The sequence below is a fragment of the Flavobacterium soyae genome (genome assembly GCF_045348165.1).
Taxonomy (GTDB): Bacteria; Bacteroidota; Bacteroidia; order Flavobacteriales; family Flavobacteriaceae; genus Flavobacterium; species Flavobacterium soyae.
On sequence record NZ_CP150845.1, the window covers coordinates 2,708,483 to 2,727,736 of the forward strand.

Annotated in this window: 14 protein-coding genes; 8 read left to right on the forward strand and 6 right to left on the reverse strand. The window is 32.9% G+C overall.

Translation table 11 applies throughout. From position 1 onward, the window contains the following. The first annotated feature begins 321 nt into the window (after window positions 1-321). From gyrB to AABD74_RS11605, 6 genes are all read left to right on the forward strand, one after another. Window positions 322-2,262 (forward strand): DNA topoisomerase (ATP-hydrolyzing) subunit B, encoded by a 1,941-nt coding sequence (gene gyrB, locus AABD74_RS11580; RefSeq protein ID WP_406842956.1) that lies wholly within the window; start codon window positions 322-324, stop codon window positions 2,260-2,262. Window positions 2,263-2,370: 108 nt separating this feature from the next. Continuing rightward, window positions 2,371-3,306, forward strand: coding sequence for a malate dehydrogenase (gene mdh / locus AABD74_RS11585; protein WP_406842957.1), 936 nt, complete (start codon window positions 2,371-2,373; stop codon window positions 3,304-3,306). A gap of 227 nt (window positions 3,307-3,533) precedes the next feature. After that, window positions 3,534-6,524 (forward strand): protein translocase subunit SecDF, encoded by a 2,991-nt coding sequence (gene secDF, locus AABD74_RS11590; protein ID WP_406842958.1) that lies wholly within the window; start codon window positions 3,534-3,536, stop codon window positions 6,522-6,524. 263 nt (window positions 6,525-6,787) lie between these two features. After that, a complete protein-coding gene (locus AABD74_RS11595; protein WP_406842959.1) occupies window positions 6,788-8,128 on the forward strand; it encodes a hypothetical protein in 1,341 nt (446 codons plus the stop codon). 11 nt (window positions 8,129-8,139) lie between these two features. Then, window positions 8,140-8,721 carry a DUF6705 family protein gene (locus AABD74_RS11600; RefSeq protein WP_406842960.1) on the forward strand — a complete coding sequence of 194 codons (582 nt, stop codon included), beginning with the start codon at window positions 8,140-8,142 and terminating at the stop codon, window positions 8,719-8,721. A 177-nt stretch (window positions 8,722-8,898) separates the two neighbouring features. After that, a complete protein-coding gene (locus AABD74_RS11605) occupies window positions 8,899-9,513 on the forward strand; it encodes an acyloxyacyl hydrolase (protein ID WP_406842961.1) in 615 nt (204 codons plus the stop codon). Between the two features lie 58 nt (window positions 9,514-9,571). On the opposite strand, the gene lgt is transcribed toward AABD74_RS11605, so the two are convergent. The 6 genes from lgt to AABD74_RS11635 all read right to left on the reverse strand — a co-directional run bounded on the left by lgt (window position 9,572) and on the right by AABD74_RS11635 (window position 15,014). Next, on the reverse strand, window positions 9,572-10,504 hold the full coding sequence (lgt, locus tag AABD74_RS11610; protein ID WP_406842962.1) for a prolipoprotein diacylglyceryl transferase: 933 nt from the start codon (window positions 10,502-10,504) through the stop codon (window positions 9,572-9,574). Window positions 10,505-10,570: 66 nt separating this feature from the next. Further along, complete coding sequence (yidD, locus tag AABD74_RS11615; protein WP_406842964.1) at window positions 10,571-10,819, reverse strand: membrane protein insertion efficiency factor YidD; 249 nt, start codon at window positions 10,817-10,819, stop codon at window positions 10,571-10,573. Between the two features lie 108 nt (window positions 10,820-10,927). Further along, the gene (cysS, locus tag AABD74_RS11620) at window positions 10,928-12,406 is read right to left on the reverse strand and encodes a cysteine--tRNA ligase (RefSeq protein ID WP_406842965.1); all 1,479 of its coding nucleotides are present in this window, start codon (window positions 12,404-12,406) and stop codon (window positions 10,928-10,930) included. Window positions 12,407-12,488: 82 nt separating this feature from the next. After that, window positions 12,489-12,854 (reverse strand): four helix bundle protein, encoded by a 366-nt coding sequence (locus AABD74_RS11625; protein ID WP_406842966.1) that lies wholly within the window; start codon window positions 12,852-12,854, stop codon window positions 12,489-12,491. Between the two features lie 88 nt (window positions 12,855-12,942). Then, the gene (gene folE / locus AABD74_RS11630) at window positions 12,943-13,614 is read right to left on the reverse strand and encodes a GTP cyclohydrolase I FolE (protein ID WP_232681302.1); all 672 of its coding nucleotides are present in this window, start codon (window positions 13,612-13,614) and stop codon (window positions 12,943-12,945) included. Between the two features lie 203 nt (window positions 13,615-13,817). Then, window positions 13,818-15,014: a pyridoxal phosphate-dependent aminotransferase gene (locus AABD74_RS11635; RefSeq protein WP_232681303.1), complete on the reverse strand. Its 1,197-nt coding sequence runs from the start codon at window positions 15,012-15,014 to the stop codon at window positions 13,818-13,820. 122 nt (window positions 15,015-15,136) lie between these two features. On the opposite strand from AABD74_RS11635, the gene AABD74_RS11640 reads away from it, so the two are divergent. Beyond that, entirely contained in the window at window positions 15,137-16,462 is a 1,326-nt protein-coding gene (locus AABD74_RS11640) for a PDZ domain-containing protein (protein WP_406842967.1), read from the forward strand. 150 nt (window positions 16,463-16,612) lie between these two features. Further along, a complete protein-coding gene (locus AABD74_RS11645; RefSeq protein ID WP_406842968.1) occupies window positions 16,613-19,246 on the forward strand; it encodes a gliding motility-associated C-terminal domain-containing protein in 2,634 nt (877 codons plus the stop codon). Window positions 19,247-19,254: the final 8 nt, after the last annotated feature.

Sequence of the window (19,254 nt, forward strand, 5' to 3'; positions counted from 1 at the left end):
TCCAATTTTGAAATCATTAAAACCGAAATGCATTTGTATTTCGGTTTTTTTTATACAGCTGGTAAAGTTTGGAATTTGGAATTTAAGAAAATTGGAATTTATTGACTTTTAGAATTTGATATTTTTTATGTTATTCCCATTTTTAGAATTTGGAATTTATGAAAATTGGAATTTAAACTTACCTTTTAGATTTATTTTTTGGTTTTTAAGACAATTGTGTTAATAACTTAAGTGCTTTAAGTCGGAATTTTATGGGTATATAGTCTGCGTTTTTATATATTTGCGTGTTAGACAGTAAATACATTTTTTAGAATAAATTATATGAGCGAAGAGATCAAGAAGAACAATTATTCAGCAGATAGTATTCAGGCATTAGAAGGAATGGAGCACGTAAGAATGCGTCCATCCATGTATATTGGAGATGTGGGAGTTCGAGGACTGCATCATTTGGTTTATGAAGTTGTTGATAACTCTATTGATGAGGCGATGGGCGGACATTGTGATACTATTGGTGTTGCAATTAATGAAGATGGTTCTATTACAGTTGAAGATAACGGACGTGGTATTCCAGTTGATTTACATAAAAAAGAAGGAGTTTCTGCACTTGAGGTTGTAATGACTAAAATTGGTGCCGGAGGTAAATTTGATAAAGATTCTTATAAAGTTTCCGGAGGACTTCACGGTGTTGGGGTTTCTGTAGTAAACGCACTTTCGGTTCATATGAAATCGACTGTTTTTAGAGAAGGAAAAATCTACGAGCAGGAATACGAAAGAGGAAAATCATTATATCCGGTAAAACAAATTGGAGAAACAGAAAAAAGAGGTACACGTCAGACTTTTTATCCTGATAATACAATCTTTACGCAAACTACAGAGTTCTCTTATGACACATTATCAGCACGTATGCGTGAGCTTTCTTTCTTAAACAAAGGAATCACAATTACGTTTACAGATAAAAGAGAAGTAGATGAAAAAGGCGAATTTAAAAGCGAAGTTTTCCATTCTGATGAAGGTCTAAAAGAATACATTCGTTATTTAGATGGAAACCGTGAGCCAATTATTTCTCATGTAATCAGCATGGATCACGAAAAAGGTGAAATTCCGGTTGAGGTTGCCTTAATTTATAATACAAGTTACACAGAGAATATTTTCTCTTACGTAAATAATATTAATACACACGAAGGAGGAACGCATTTACAAGGTTTTAGAAGTGGTTTAACAAGAACCCTTAAAAAATATGCAGATGCATCTGGAATGTTAGATAAATTGAAATTCGAAATTGCGGGAGATGACTTCCGTGAAGGATTAACAGCTATTATTTCGGTAAAAGTTGCTGAACCTCAATTCGAAGGACAAACAAAAACAAAACTAGGAAACAGAGAAGTAGTTTCTCCGGTTTCTCAGGCAGTTGGAGAAATGTTAGAAAATTATTTGGAAGAAAACCCAAATGATGCCCGAATCATTATTCAAAAAGTAATTTTAGCAGCTCAGGCACGTCATGCGGCGAAAAAAGCGCGTGAAATGGTGCAGCGTAAAACCGTTATGGGCGGCGGCGGATTACCAGGAAAGCTATCAGATTGTTCAGAGCAGGATCCTGCAAGATGCGAGGTTTACTTAGTCGAGGGAGATTCGGCTGGTGGAACAGCAAAACAAGGTCGTGACCGTAACTTTCAGGCGATTTTACCATTACGTGGTAAGATTTTGAATGTTGAGAAAGCGATGCATCATAAAGTATTTGAAAACGAAGAGATTCGAAACATATTTACTGCTTTAGGAGTTACAGTTGGTACAGCAGAAGACAGCAAAGCACTTAATATTGAAAAACTAAGATATCATAAAGTAATCATCATGTGTGATGCCGATGTCGATGGTAGTCACATTTCTACCTTAATATTAACGTTCTTCTTCCGTTTTATGAAAGAACTTATTGAAGAAGGTCATGTTTATATTGCAGCGCCACCTTTATATTTAGTTAAAAAAGGAAACAAAAAAGAATACGCATGGAACGATGTTCAACGTGATCAGGCGAATGAAAGAATGGGAGGAAGTGCAGCTATCCAGCGTTATAAAGGTCTTGGAGAGATGAACGCGGAGCAATTATGGGAAACTACAATGGATCCAAACTTCAGAACATTACGTCAGGTTACAATTGATAGTCTTGCAGAGGCAGATAGAGTATTCTCTATGTTAATGGGAGACGAAGTTCCGCCACGTAGAGAATTTATCGAAAAAAATGCAGTTTACGCAAATATCGATGCCTAATAAAAATTAACTTTCAATTCGTTTAATTGTTTAAATTTACTTAAACAATTAAGCGAATTGTCATTTATAAAACAAACGAACAAATTAATAACCGATAAAGTAAAAAATATGAAAGTTACCATTGTAGGAGCAGGAAATGTTGGAGCTACTTGTGCAGATGTTATTTCTTATAGAGGAATTGCCAGTGAAGTAGTGTTGTTGGATATTAAAGAAGGTTTTGCCGAAGGGAAAGCGTTGGATATCACACAATGCGCCACAAATACTGGGTTCAATACTAAAGTATCTGGTGTAACCAACGATTATTCTAAAACTGCCGGAAGTGATGTAGTGGTTATTACATCAGGAATTCCGAGAAAACCAGGAATGACAAGGGAAGAATTAATTGGTATAAATGCCGGAATTGTAAAAACAGTTGCCGAAAATGTACTGAAATATTCTCCTGATACTATAATAGTTGTAGTTTCAAACCCAATGGATACTATGACTTATTTAGCTTTGAAAGCTACAGGATTGCCAAAAAACAGAATTATAGGTATGGGAGGAGCTTTAGATAGTTCTCGTTTTAGAACGTATCTTTCTCTTGCTTTAGATAAACCGGCAAATGATATCTCTGCGATGGTAATTGGAGGTCACGGTGATACCACTATGATTCCGTTAACACGTTTAGCATCTTATAACGGAATTCCGGTTTCGCAATTTCTTTCAGAAGAAGTACTACAGAAAGTTGCTGCAGATACAATGGTTGGCGGTGCAACACTTACGAGCCTTTTAGGAACGTCTGCATGGTATGCTCCGGGAGCTTCTGTTGCTTATTTAGTAGACAGTATACTAAACGATCAAAAGAAAATGATTGCATGTTCTGTTTTTGTAGAAGGAGAGTATGGGCAAAACGATATCTGTATAGGAGTACCATGTATAATTGGTAAAAACGGTATCGAAGAAATTGTAGATATTCATTTAAACGATCAGGAAAAGGCTTTATTTGCCAAAAGTGCAGATGCGGTTCGCAGTATGAATGATGCTCTAAAATCGATTTTAGTATAATAAAAACAAGAAAAAAAGGAAAAGGCTGCACTTTTGCAGTCTTTTTTTTGAGATTAATTAATAAATAAATTGGTTAATCTTTTCGTTAATTATATATTTGCTCGATTTAAAAAAAATGTTGTAATTCGTGATCTCGATTTTTTAGTTTTAAAAACTCATGTCAGGGCTTATTTTTAGGGGATTTAAAACCAAAAACAAACATAAAACATAATTAATTTTTAGTAATAATGCAGAATAAAGGACTTATTAAATTTTTCGCAATTCTATTTGCATTGGTAAGTATTTACCAACTTTCTTTCACTTTTGTGGCAAATAATGTCAAAGGTGAGGCTAAAGCTTTTGCAGGAGATAATCCTGATAAAGAGCTAAAATATTTAGATTCTATTGGTAAAGAAAAAGTGTTTAATCTTGGTTTTACAGACTTCACTTATAATGAAGTAAAGAACAAACAATTAAATAAAGGTCTTGACTTAGAAGGAGGAATCAACGTAATTCTTCAAATCTCTGTTAAAGATGTTTTAAAAGGATTAGCAAACAATTCTAAAAACCCGGTTTTTAATAAATCATTAGCTGATGCAACTGCAAATTTAGAAGGAAATAAGACCTATTTAAATAAATTTTTTCAAGCTTTTGAAGCAAACTCAAACGGAACTGTAAAATTGGCTTCGCCAGATATCTTTGCAAACAGAAGTTTACAAGGTGAAGGCGGGATCGATTTTCAAATGACAGATGCGCAAGCTCAAAAAGTAATTAAAAGAAAAGTTGATGAGTCTATCGAAAGTGCTTACAAAGTATTAAGAGAGCGTATCGACAAATTTGGTGTAACACAGCCAAACATCCAAAAATTAGGAGAAACAGGAAGAATCTTAGTTGAGCTTCCAGGTGCAAAAGATGTTGACAGGATTAAAAAATTATTAGGTGGAAAAGCTCAATTAGAGTTTTGGGAAACTTATAAAATTGAAGAAGTTGGTAACTTCTTAGTTGCTGCTAACGAAGCTTTAAAGAAAACTGAAGTTAAAAAAGCAGAAACCAAAACTGTTGCTAAAGATTCATTAAATGCTTTATTGACTGATGCTAAAGATTCAGTTGATACTAAAAAAGGAAACAATCCTTTATTTGACAAAATGATCACTCAAGGCGGCGGTCCGGTTTTAGGATACTTCGCTACAAAAGATACTGCAGCAATCAATGCTTATTTCAAAAGACCAGAAATCAGAATTTTATTGGCTGCTGACCAACACTATGCAAAATTTGTTTGGAGTAAACCAACTACTGTAAAAGATCCTAAAGCAAAAGATTTAGCAAGCGCTAAAGATATTGAAGCAGTTGAATTATATGCTTTAAAAGGTAACAGAGATAACATACCAGCTATGAGCGGTGGAGTTGTAACTGATGCAAAAGATACTTTTGACCAAATGGGTAAACCAGCTGTTTCAATGCAAATGAACAGTCAGGGAGCTAAAGTTTGGGAAGAATTAACAGGAAGAGCTTTCTCTCAAAAAGGTTATATCGCTATTGTTTTAGATAACATCGTATATTCTGCGCCAGGTGTTACAAGCGGACCAATTGCCGGAGGAAGATCTGAAATTACAGGTTCTTTTGATGTTGCTGAAACTAAAGATTTAGCTAACGTATTAAATGCAGGTAAATTACCAGCTTCTGCAGATATTATTCAATCTACTGTTGTTGGACCATCTTTAGGTCAGGCGGCAATTGATGCAGGAACAATTTCATCTGTATTAGGATTCTTATTAGTTTGTGTTTGGATGGTATTCTATTATGGTAAAGCTGGATGGTATGCAAACCTTGCTTTATTATTGAACTTACTTTTCTTGTTCGGAATTATGGCAAGTTTTGGTTTTGTATTAACATTACCAGGTATTGCAGGTATCGTATTAACATTAGGTACTGCAGTAGATGCCAACATTATTATATATGAAAGAGCAAAAGAGGAATTGCGTGAAGGTAAATCATTATCTGAAGCTGTAGCAGCATCTTACGGATGGCATGGTGCAATGCGTTCTATTATTGATGCAAACGTAACTCACGTTTTAACCGGAGCGATCTTGTTCATCTTCGGAACAGGACCAATCAAAGGATTTGCTTTAACATTGCTTATTGGTATTGTAACTTCATTGTTTACTTCTATCTTTATTGCCAGAATTTTCATTGACAGAAACATTGCTGGAAAAGGTGATTTAACTTTCTCTACAAACATTACTAAAAACTGGTTTACTAATTTCCACTTTGACTTTATTAAAATCAAAAAATTCACTTATATCTTCTCTTCAATTGTTGTAGTTGTGAGTTTGATTTCTATCTTCTTCGTTAATGGATTAGATGAAGGTGTTGATTTTGTCGGGGGAAGAACTTTCCAGGTTAAATTCGAAAAACCAGTTGATGCAACTGTAGTTTCTGATGAATTATCTGCTGCATTTGGAACTCCGGTTGAAGCTAAAATTTTAGGTGATGACGATCAGTTGAAAATCACAACTAAATACAAAATTAAAGAAGATGGTGTTGCTATAGATGAGGAAGTAAACCAAAAGTTATATCAAGCATTAACTAAATATTTCCCAAATAGTACTTACGATAAATTTATCAACTCATATGATGGTAAAAAAGTAGGTGTTTTGCAAGCTTCTAAAGTTGGAGCTTCTATTTCTGAAGATATCAAAACAAACTCTTACTGGGCAGTTCTTGGTGCGATGGCAGTTATTTTCTTATACTTAATGATCTCTTTCCGTAAATGGCAGTATTCATTAGGTGCGATTGCAGCTGTTGCGCATGACGTAATCTTTGTATTAGGAATTTACTCTTTATGTTATAAATTTATGCCATTCCACATGGAAATGGACCAGCACTTTATTGCAGCAATTCTTACTGTAATTGGTTACTCTATGAACGATACAGTAATTGTATTTGATAGAATTAGAGAGTTTATTATAGGAAACCGTAAAGGAACTTTCGAAGATATCGTAAACGCTTCTATTAATACTACATTATCAAGAACATTGAATACTTCATTAATGATGATTATTGTATTATTAACAATGTTTATCTTTGGTGGAGAATCAATCAGAGGATTTATCTTTGCCATGTTAATTGGTATTATCGTAGGAACTTATTCATCATTATTTATCGCGACACCAGTATTGGTAGATACGATTTCAAGCGATGATAAACACACAATCGAAGACAAGCATAACAAAGCATAATTAATTGCTTAAACTATATTAAAAAAGATCCGGTGAAAGCTGGATCTTTTTTTTGTATTACAATTTCATAAAAATAGTTTTAAATATGTTAAATCTTACAGTATTAACATTTTAAAATTATTAGATCAATTTTTTGTAATAAAAAAGCTATATATTAGTAAAAGATAAATGTTTGGCCAATATTTTAATCTTTTTTAATGAATGGGATAAGCAAATCCTTTTCTACCCTGCGTAAAGCTAAATGAAAAGGTAATTAAATTGTTATGAATTATAAATTACAAAAATTAAAAAAGCTAAAAAGTATTATACTTTTCGGACTGACATTAATCTTTATTAATTGTCAAGATATTAATGAATCTAATGATGATTTGAGTAGCAGCAGTATACAAACAGTTAGCAGCGCTGAAGCAAAATTTTTTTTAAGCAACAAGGTAAATAATACTTTTTCAAAATCGCTTAAAAATGCAATGGATAAGCTGGAACTTGATAAGATGACCTATGAAGAGCTTAAGGGCAGTGATCAGTTTCTTGCTGTTATTCCTTTCTCAACAAACAACGAGATTCAAAATGACCGAATTTTATTAACGAAGATAAACAATGAAATAAAAGGTGTTATTTTTAGTATGTATTTGGAAAAAAGCACTATTGAGGGAAAGTTTTCGGGAAAAATTATTATCAATTCTCTGGATGGTGAATTTTTGAATGGTTTTAGGGCTGAAAATGATATAATAGTAAGCCGACTTGTCAAGTCTAATTTGTCTGAAAAAAATAATAGGACTGCAAAAGGAATTGGACTTGATAGTTTTAATGCCCAATCTATTGAATTAGATGAAGTCATAATTATGAACAGAACACACGGAATACCAATGGTAGATGAATTTAGCTGGAATTCTATATACGGCGGTGGAGGCAGCAGCGAAGGAGTATCATGGAATTCGACAGGAGGCGGTAGTTCTCCAGTACCATCGCCCGCTCCCTTAAATGCTACTAACCCTTGCGACAAGATAAAAGAACAAATGGCTAATGTTTTATTTAACAGTAAAAAAGATGAGTTAAGTAAAAAAACTAGTCAGAAAGCAGAAACAGGATTTTCACAGAATAAAAATGGGCCTTTTACTTCTCTGGGTGTAGTAGATGCAAATACTTTAAATCTTCCTACTGATCCTAATATAATAGGTTATATGCATACGCATATTGACGAGTTTGAGAACGGTAAATTTGATAATGATGGAAATCCTTATTTAAATAAAGCTATAAAAATGTTTTCCCCAGCAGATGTAGGGGCTTTTTTAACATTGGTAAAAAATGCCAAAACAAACAACATTCCTATAAGTACTGTATATGGTGCTATGGTATCGAGTTCAGGAACTTATGAACTGCGATTTACAGGAAATCCTGATAACATACTTCCAATTAAATGGACAGACTTAAATAATGTTTACAAAACTTATTTTAAAAATGATAGTGCAGAGGTTGGTTTTTTGAAATTTTTAAAAGATAAGGCAAATATAAGCGGGATTGAGTTGTATAAAATAAATAAAAACGGTACAACGACAAAAAAGACTCTGGATGCAAAGAACAAAATAGTAGATATAAATTGCTAAAATAGAATAAAATGAAAAATATAATAACATTGATAATAGTGCTTGTGGGAACATTGTCTTGCAAAGCACAGCAGGTAATAATACCCGTAGAAAAGGCAATAGAATATAGAGATGCTGATAGTGGTGTTCCAGACGGCGTGTATCTTAAAGATATAAATGGTTTGCTTAATAAATACTTAGGGACATGGAAGGGTACAGTTGATAATAAAAATTACACTTTTGTGATAATAAAATATAAAAATAATCTCTCCAGAGGTGTATCTCAAGATGAATTAATGATTCGTTATTTAATAACAACAAGTAATGGAACAGTTATAGAAGACACCAGAAGTTTGTCTGATGATAGTTCTTATGTAATTAAAGGTGATTATTTTAATAAAACGGCTAGTTATTATGTGTCCTCTTATATGGGTAAAAATGCTGATTGCGGGCAAAGTGGTAATCTTTTTATTACTGGTACCAAGTTACCTACCCAGATAAAGCTTTTTTTAATACCTGATAAGGTTATGATCAATATACAAAATTGTCCTGGGCAAAAAGTCGCAGATAAGCTTTTACCAGTAGAGAATGAGGTTTTATTAACCAAACAGTAAATTATTTTATTTTTGATTGTTAAACATGTTTAGATTTTATTTAAATAATTATTGAAAAACATACAATCGAAGACAAGCATAGCAAAGCATAATTAATTGCTTAAACTATATTAAAAAAGATCCGGTGAAAGCTGGATCTTTTTTTTGTATTATATTTAATGAACTTTAAAATAATATATGGGTAGAAAATTACTTTTATGCTTATTACTTCTTTTTTACACATTAAGAATTACAGCACAAGAAGAAAACTCACGATTTTCAATTGGCTTTAATTATGGTTTTGGAAGTGAATTCAATAATAAAGATTACACTTTTGAAAATCAATTTTATAAAGCGCAGTTATATTATAAATTAAAAGAAACGAAACATTTTCAATATGAAATTCTGGTTCAGCCCGAAATTAATTTTGCCAAACATCAATTGTTGAATTTCTATTTTGTTAAACCAGAAACTCCGGATTATCAGGAAAAAAGAGATGAATATACGCAGTTAAAAGATGTGCGGGAATATGTACTGAATCTTGGTTTTTTAATTCGGAAACCAATTAATAAAAACTGTTCTTTTTATGCTTTGGGAAGTGTTGGTCCAATGATAACAGATACGGAAACCGAAAGAATGTCTAAAGGTTTTGCTTTTGCAGACGTTTTAGCGCTTGGTTTTTCTTTTAAGGTACAGAAGATCCAATTTGATATTCGTTCTGAAATACGGCATGTTTCTAATGCAGGATTGAGTAGTACAAATGCAGGTTACAATACTAAAAATATAGAATTTGGGATTTCATATCCATTATAAAAAAGTCCAGTATTTCGAAATACTGGACTTTTATATTTTTAAAGATTTTTATTTAATATTAAGAAGCTGCTAAAGGATTTCTTTGCGCTCTAATAATAAAGAAAAGACCAATTATAATAAAAGGAATACTTAACCATTGCCCGGTTGAGAATAAACCTAATTCTTCTTCAATACCTCCCTGGCTTTCTTTTACAAATTCAACGATAAATCGAACTACAAATAAAAGAACTAAAAATAATCCGAATAAGTATCCTGATTTAAGTCTTGCATTAGTTTTCCAATACAAGAAATATAAAATTGCAAATACAAAAATGTAACAAAAAGCTTCATATAATTGCGTTGGATGTTTTGCAGGAACCTGTGCTAATAAATCAGCAAATTTAGGATCTGTTGCTATTGCATTATAAGCCTCTTTTGGATTTGCAATTTGCGTTGCATTTACCGCTTCTGCCTTGCTGAATTTATCATGTAAAAAACGGATTCCAAAAGCCGATGTAGTTTCATGTCCAATAATCTCAGAATTGAAAAAATTCCCTAAACGAACAAAAATAGCACCGCTGGCAACAGGAATTACAACTCGATCTAAAATCCATAATAACGGACGTTTTAAAATCATTTTGCTGTAATAATACATTGCAAAAATGATTGCAATAGCTGCACCATGACTGGCTAAACCTTGAAAACCAGTAAATTCAAATTTTGGTTCGAATTTGAATGGTAAAAAGATTTCCAGTAAATGATTTCTAAAATATTCCCAGTCATAAAAGAAAACATGACCTAAACGAGCTCCTATTAACGTTGCTAAAACAGTCCAGACAAATAATGAGTCTAATTTGTCTAAAGATTCATGTTCGCGTTCGAAAATCTTTTTCATTAGGAACCATCCTAAACCAAAAGCGATTACGAACATTAAACTGTAATAACGAATCATAAAAAATCCTAAATCTATTCCTTCTGAAGGATTCCAAACGATGTTTAAAGGCTGTGTCATATAGTGTAATGTTTTATATATGTTGTAAAAATAAATATTAAATGTGGAGCAAGTCTTTATAAAAAGTTAATGTTTGTGTGAACATTTCTTCTCAGGAACCGGATCATAACCAGTTCTTCCCCAAGGATGACAGCTTAAAATTCGTTTCATTCCTAAATAGCCTCCGTAAAATAATCCGTGCATTTGCAATGCCTGAATCATATATGTTGAACACGTCGGCTCAAACCTGCATGAGGCTGGTGTAAAAGGTGAAATCGCAGTTTGATAAAAGCGCACCAGTATTACAAACGGATATATTAAAAATTTTGAAAACATATTTTTAGTAATCAATGATAATTAGTGGTCAGTATTTAGTGTTTAGTGTTCAGATTTGTGCTTTGCGTTAAACTGATCACTAAATACTGAACACTTAATACTTTTTTATTAAATACTAAAAGAAGTTCCTTCTTTACCGTCTTTTAGCTGAATTCCTAAAGCAATTAACTGATCTCGAATTTGATCTGAAAGAGCAAAATTTTTGTCTGCTCTTGCCTGATTTCTCATTCCGATAAGCATATTTACCACACCTTCTAATTTATCGTTATTACTGTCGGCTGCTTTTTCATCGCTTAAACCTAAAACATCAAAAACAAAAGCGTTTATAGCTGTCGAAAATAATTTTAAATCTTCGGCAGAAATAGTTTCTTTTCCTTCTTTTAATAAATTGATATAACGAACACCTTCAAATAACTGCGCAATTAAAATTGGTGTGTTAAAATCGTCGTTCATTGCATCATAACAAACTTGTTTCCATGCAGCAAAATCAATCGAACTTGAAGAACCGGCTGTTATTGCTGGTAATGCTTCAAGAGCTTCTATTAATCTTTTATATCCTTTTTCAGCAGCAGTAATAGCATCATCAGAGAAATCTAAAATGCTTCTGTAATGCGCTTGCAGCATAAAAAATCTAGTTACCGAAGCAGAAAAGGCTTTGCTTAAAATAGTATTGTCACCGCTTAAAATCTCTCCTGGTAAAATGTTATTTCCGGTAGATTTTGCCATTTTCTTTCCGTTAAGCGTAAGCATATTGGCATGCATCCAGTAATTTACCGGCGATTGTCCTGTGCAGGCTTCGTTTTGAGCGATTTCACATTCGTGATGCGGGAATTTTAAATCCATTCCGCCTCCGTGAATGTCGAAATGATTTCCTAAATATTTAGTACTCATTGCGGTACATTCTAAGTGCCAGCCCGGGAAACCATCGCTCCAGGGAGAAGGCCATCTCATAATGTGTTCTGGCTCGGCTTTTTTCCAAAGTGCAAAATCCTGTGGATTTCTTTTGTCTGATTGTCCATCAAGATCACGAGTATTGGCAAGCATATCTTCGATATTTCGACCGCTTAAAACTCCGTAATTATTGGTTTCGTTATATTTTACAACATCAAAATAAACAGATCCGTTGGCAACGTAACCAATTCCGGTATCAATGATTTTTTTGATGATTTCGATTTGCTCAATAATATGCCCGGTTGCAGTTGGCTCAATACTTGGCGGTAAAAAGTTGAAAGCTTTTAGAATATCGTGAAAATCAACAGTGTAACGCTGAACAACTTCCATTGGTTCTAACTGCTCTAAACGTGCTTTTTTAGCAATTTTATCTTCACCTTCATCAACATCATCCACAATATGACCAACATCGGTAATATTACGAACGTAACGAACTTTATAATCAAGGTGCAAAAAATACCTGAAAATCACGTCAAAAGACATAAAAGTCCTCACGTTTCCTAAATGCACATTGCTATAAACCGTTGGTCCGCAAACATACATTCCAACATTTCCTTCATGGATTGGTTTGAAATTTTCTTTTTCACCTGAAAGTGAATTGTATATTTTTAGGGGTTGACTGCTATATAGTGGCATATTTATTTTTTTCTGTTTAACCGTTTAATCGTTGATTTGTTTAATCGTGTAAACGTTTTATTGTTTTTTAATTAGCTGCGTTTTATTCTTTTGAAAGATAATATTTTTTTAAACTATTTATCTGATTACAGATTTTTTCAATTTTTTCACGAGATTCTACATATTCTATTTCAGACATATAATTTAAATCTTTTGAAATAATCAAGAGATTTAAAGTTTCCATCGCTGATGAATAGGAAATCGTTAAAAAATGAGCTTTGTCTTTATTTGTATTTCTGGAAGTTCCTTCTGCAATATTAGTAGCGATTGATGACGAACTTCTTTTTATTTGGGAAGTAATTCCGAACAATTCATTTGATGGAAATTTACTAGTTAATTTATAAATATCCAAAATAAAGATTCTTGCATTTTGCCACACTTCTAGCTTTTCAAATGAAAAAAGATACATGGATTTCTGTTTAATTGTTGATTTGTTTAATCGTTTAATCGAAAATTAAGGTTTAGTGACGAAGCGATTAAACAAATTAACGATTAAACTAAAACTGAGTATCTAATTTAATATAGTCTAAAAACTCTCTTTTCGTTTGGGGATTTTTGAATTTTCCACCGAATTCAGAAGTTACTGTACTGCTTTCGATATCTTTAATTCCTCTTGAGTTCACACAAAGGTGTTTTGCATCAATAACGCAGGCAACATCTTCGGTTCCTAAAGCTTTTTGAAGTTCCTGAACAATCTGCATAGTTAAACGCTCCTGAACCTGAGGTCTTTTTGCATAATATTCAACAATACGGTTCATTTTTGATAAGCCGATAACTCTTCCGCTTGAAATATAAGCAACGTGAGCACGTCCTATAATTGGCAGTAAGTGGTGTTCGCAGGTAGAATAAACGGTAATGTTTTTTTCTACTAACATTTCACCATATTTGTAATTGTTGTCAAAAGTTGACGCTTTTGGCTGTTTCGCAGGATTTAAACCACCAAAAAGCTCCTTTACAAACATTTTAGCTACTCGGTTTGGAGTACCTTTTATGCTGTCATCTGTCAAATCCATTCCTAATGTCTGCAGAATATTTTCAACATCTTTTTTAATTTTTTCTATTTTTTCCTCATCAGTTATGTCAAATGCGTCCGCTCTAAGAGGGTTTTTTGCATTACTGCTGAAATGACTGTCACCTATTTCGTCTAAAAAATCTTCGTTATTTATCATTAAAAACTACTATTATAATGGGTATATCTTTTTAAGGCGGTAAAGATAATTAATAAATAGGAAACCTTTTCTATGGTTTTTACTATTTAATCGATCCTTTTTGGATATAATTTAAAATTGGTCTAATTGCGACTTCTTTAAAATACAAAAGACAATAACACAAATGGTTACTGTCTTTTGAAAGTTTAAGTTTAGTCTGTTTGTTATTTGCTGTTGTATACTAAAAGTGCTTCTTTTAAGATATTTACAGCAGTAATTAAATCTTTTTTATTCAAAACATACGCAATTCTAACTTGATTCAATCCCATTCCCGGAGTTGAATAAAACCCTTTTGCAGGGGCAATCATAACCGTTTCGCCATTTAAGCTGTAACTTTCTAAAAGCCATTGAGCAAAATCATCAGAATCTGCTATTGGTAATTGTGCAATACAGTAAAAGGCACCTTTGGGTTTGGTTACAATTACACCTTCAATTTTGTTTAGTTCTGAAATTAAAGTATTACGTCGTTCCTTATATTCTGCAATTACTTCATCAAAATAACTTTGTGGCGTATCAATTGCAGCTTCGCAGGCAATCTGCTCAATTGTTGGCGGACTTAAACGCGCCTGAGCAAATTTCATAACTGTCGCCAGTACTTGTTTATTTTTAGTAATCAAACACCCAATTCTTGCGCCGCACATACTGTAGCGTTTTGAGACTGAATCGACCATGATTACATTTTGCTGTACATCTTCTAAATTCATAACTGAAAAATGTACATCATCTCCATCATATAAAAACTCACGATATACTTCGTCAGCAATTAAATATAGATCGTATTTTTTAATTAAACCGGCTAATTGTTTAATCTCTGTTTCTGAATATAAATACCCCGTTGGATTTCCCGGATTACAAATTAAGATTGCTTTTGTTTTTGGAGTAATCAATTTTTCGACTTCTTCAATACTTGGCAAAGCAAATGCTGTTTCAATAGTTGAAACAAGAGGAACTACTGTTGCACTTGTTGAAGAGGCAAACGCATGATAATTAGCATAAAACGGCTCTGGAATAATAATTTCATCTCCAGGGTCAGTAATTGTGGCCAGTGCAAACAAAAGGGCTTCAGAGCCACCCGTTGTAACGATGATGTCTTCTGAGTTAACATTTACATTTTGACGCTGGTAAAATTGAGCTAATTTTTTTCTGTAACTTTCGTATCCGGCTGACGGACTGTATTCGATAATACTTAAATCAATATTTTTTACCGCCTCGATGGCCACTTCGGGAGTCTTGATATCCGGTTGACCAATGTTTAAGTGATACACTTTGTGTCCTTTTTGCTTTGCGATATCTGCATAAGGAGCAAGCTTGCGTATCGGTGATTCGGGCATGTTTCTGCCTTTGTTTGAAATTGTTGGCATGAGATTTTTTATTGAAGTGCAAATTTGCATTTTTTTTTCGAATTTAACGTAAACAATGCATGGACTTATAAAAATCTAACAATAATAAATATATTTACTAATTTTATAATAAAATATTGTCAATGAAAAAATATATTGTGTTGTTTTTTGGGTTATTGATACCTTTTTGTGCAAAATCTCAGGATAGTTTCATTATCCAAAATAACAAACAAAAGGTGGCAATCCCTTTTAAATTGATAAATAACCTCATTTTTATTCCGATTAAAGTAAATGGAATCGAGCTGAATTTCTTATTAGATTCCGGTGTCGAAGAAACGATTTTGTTTAGCATGGATGAAATGCAGGAGGTTAAATTTAATAATGTCGAAAAAATCAGACTTAGAGGATTAGGATCTGAAAGTGAAATAGAAGGGCTTAAATCGACAAAAAATACTTTTGAAACACACGGATTAAGATCTGATAATCACATGTTGTTTGTGATTTTAGATCAAAGTTTTAATCTTTCGTCTCATATTGGTATTCCGGTAAATGGAATTATCGGTCATAAATTCTTTAAAAATAATATAGTAGAAGTGAATTATGAAAAGCGAAAAGTTATTGTGCATTCAGATAATGAATCTATCAGAAAAAAATTAGATAAAAAATTTAAAGCGATTCCTATTACAATTGAAAAATCTAAGCCTTATATTTACACAACTGCCTTTGTAGATAACGAAGAAATTCCAGCAAAACTATTAATTGATATTGGTAATAGTGATGCTTTTTGGATTTTTGAAAATAATAAAATAAAACTTCCAAAGAGAAATTTTCCTGACTTTCTTGGAAAAGGTTTTAGTGGTGATATTGAAGGGCACCGTGCCAGAATTCAAAAATTTACGATTGATGAATTTGAATTTAAAAAACCAATTGTAGCATTTCCAGATTCTAGCTCTATTCGAAATGTTAAGATGGTTCCAGATCGTATAGGTTCAGTAGGAGGAGAAATTTTAAAACGATTTACGGTAGTATTAGATTATGCTGATAAAAAGCTGTACCTAAAGAAAAACCACAAGTTTAAAGATCCTTTTACTTATAATAAAAGCGGAATTACAATTCAGCATAACGGGCTGCAGTGGGTTCAGGAAACAGTTCATTTAGAAACCGTAAAGGTTGCTGTATCATTAAATGAGGGAGAACCAAATCAAAATAATAATGGTAACTTTAGATATAAATTTTCTTTGAAACCTGTTTATGAAATTGTCAATATCAGAAAACAATCTGCAGCAGAAAAATGCGGATTGCTGAAAGGTGATCTTATTACATCTATAAATGGTGAGAGACCTTATAAATATTCATTACAGCAGATTAATCAGCTTTTAAAATCAGAAGAAGATAAATGGATTACACTCGAAGTAGAACGTAATAGTTTGATTTTGAGATTTAGATTTAGACTCGAAGATGAGTTATGAATTATTGATTAATTAATTTTTTGGATTAAAAAAAATGGGTTAGCTAAGTTTTTTTAACCGCTTTAATTTTGTAAAAAAATAATTATTAAAATTATTTTTTTGTTTAAGCAACATTAATAATTTATTAAGTTTGTCAAAAAATAATAGCTTATGGTCAAAAAATGCAATGATTTCTTACGTGTAGTTTTATTTTTTGTTTTTTTATCATTTTTATCTCAAACAGTAAATGCTCAATGTGCAGGTAATGATACAAGTTTAACAGTTTGTGATATTCCAGACCCTGCTAATCAATCTATAGATTTATTTTCCTTACTAGGATCGGCAACTGCTGGTGGTGTTTGGAACGATGATAATAGCTCAGGCGGTTTAAATACTGCTACCGGTATTTTAAATGCACATGTAATTCGCCAAAGTGGAATTTATCAATATACATATACAGTTAGCGGTGTTAATGGCTGTCTTGATAATTCAGCTACAGTTACAGTAACTATTGGAGGATATGCAGGAAAACCTTCTCCAACAGCAACAGTTTGCAACGAAGATAGTCCATTTAATCTTTTTCAGGCTTTTGATAGTGCTTATTTGGGGCCGCATTCTAATGGGCAATGGCATAATGATACTACAAATCAAAATATAACGGGATCATCTGTTGATATTAAAGATTTAGCAGGTACTTACCAGTTTACTTATACGATGCCGGCTATAGGTACTTGTCCTTCGCCTGCAGCATCAACAGTATTTATAACTGTTTTCCAGGCACCAAAATCGGGTGATTCTCAAAGATTAACATTATGCGCCAATAATGGTTTGTCAGCATACCGAAATTATGATTTGTTTAATTTAATTTCAGGACAAGATCCAGGAGGGACATGGGTAGATAATAGTAATACTGGCGAACTTAACTTTAAAGGCGATCATGTTATTGATATAGAAAAAATATATAATACTATGGGATCTAACGAATATAGCTTTTCTTATAGAGTCAATTCATCAAATCCTATTTGCCCCAATAAACAGACAACAGTTGTAATTAGACTAGAAGAAAAACTTGATTTTAGCGGAGCAGTTTTAGAGGTTAACTCTGATATATGTGAAAGTGAAATTACAACAGCAAATTATACTGTTACTATTACAAGAGGTCCGGCAAATATTCCAAATGGCAGTTATTATGTTAAATATAGTGTTTCAGGGCCAAGGGCAGCGACAGAAACAGCTTTGGCAAATTTTAGCAATGGAGTTCTTATTTTTCCAATCAGACCGGATTTTTTCCAACAAGCCGGAAAATTTACTGTAACCATATTAGATATTTATGCCTTTAATAGTCAAAGATCCTGTATTAATACAATAAATAATTTATCAGACGATTTAATAATTTATCCTATTCCGGATTTAGATGGAGCACTAATTAGTCCTGCTGTAACTTGCCAGGATCAAGATGCTGTAATCCAGATTTCAAATGCTGTAAAACTGGCAGATGGAGATTATGATATAGTGTACAGATTATCAGGAGCGACAAATGTTTCTTCGCAAGTAGCAAGAATCACAGTATTGGGAGGAAATGCAACTTTTGTTGTACCAGAAATATTTAACTCAAGAAGCGGAACTTCTATTGTAACTATTACAGCAATTACACATGTAATTTCACAATGCGTTAATGCAGCCAATTTATCAGGAGAGATTCTTATTAATCCTCTGCCAAATGGGTCACTTTTAAGATTGCAGATTCAAAATGTATGTTTTGGCGAAGAAGTAACTGTCAATGTCTCGGGTTTTCAGACTTTGACCGATGTTACGTTGTCTTATAAACTTTCTGGCAGTAATATTTCTAATGTAGAAACTGTTGCTTTAAATGCTGTAGATGGAAGCGCTGGTTTTATTATTCCATCAAACTTATTGGTAAACTCTGGTTCAACAACAATTTCTATTATTAAATTAAAGAACAATATTACTACTTGCGAGAGTGATGTAACAGGAATATCTGCTGCTTTTATGCTAAATCCTATACCAGCTTTACCAATAGCTGCTGATCAGGCATTTTGTAAAACAGATCAATCGACAATTGCACATTTGCAGCCTCAGGGAAACCAATATAAATGGTATATCTCTGCTGCCGAAGTTACACCTCTTCCAAATACTTATGTTTTAAAATCTGAGGATTATTTTGTTAAGGAAACTTCTGCAGCTGGCTGTGTATCTCCTGCAACCAAAATTACAGTAACAATTAACGATACGCCGGCTCCAGCTTTAAATCAGGATGGACAAAATTTTTGTGGTTTAGACAATCCTACAATTCTTAATCTTTCAAATAATACTGGATCGCCTTCAACAGTTGTTTGGTATGACGCACCAAATAATGGAAACTTACTTTCGCCTTCAACTCCTTTAGTTGATAAAGCAACTTATTATGGGTTTGATTTTTCGCCGGCAGTAAATTGTCTTTCACAAGAAAACATTGCAGTTACGGTTTCATTAATTGTTTGTGATTCTCCGGAATATACATTTTTTGTTCCCGATGGATTTTCTCCTAATGGAGACGGAATTAACGACACTTTTACTATTCCTGACATTGATTTTTTATACCCAAATTATTCGCTGGAAATTTTTAACAGATATGGAAACGGAATGTATAAAGGCTTTAAAAATAAGCCGGCATGGGATGGAATAAATTACGAGCAAAGTGGAATTGGAGGCGGAATAGCACCAAACGGAGTATATTTTTACATTCTCTATTTTAATAAAGACAATAGACCCCCTCAACAAGGACGTCTTTATCTAAATCGATAATTTTTAAT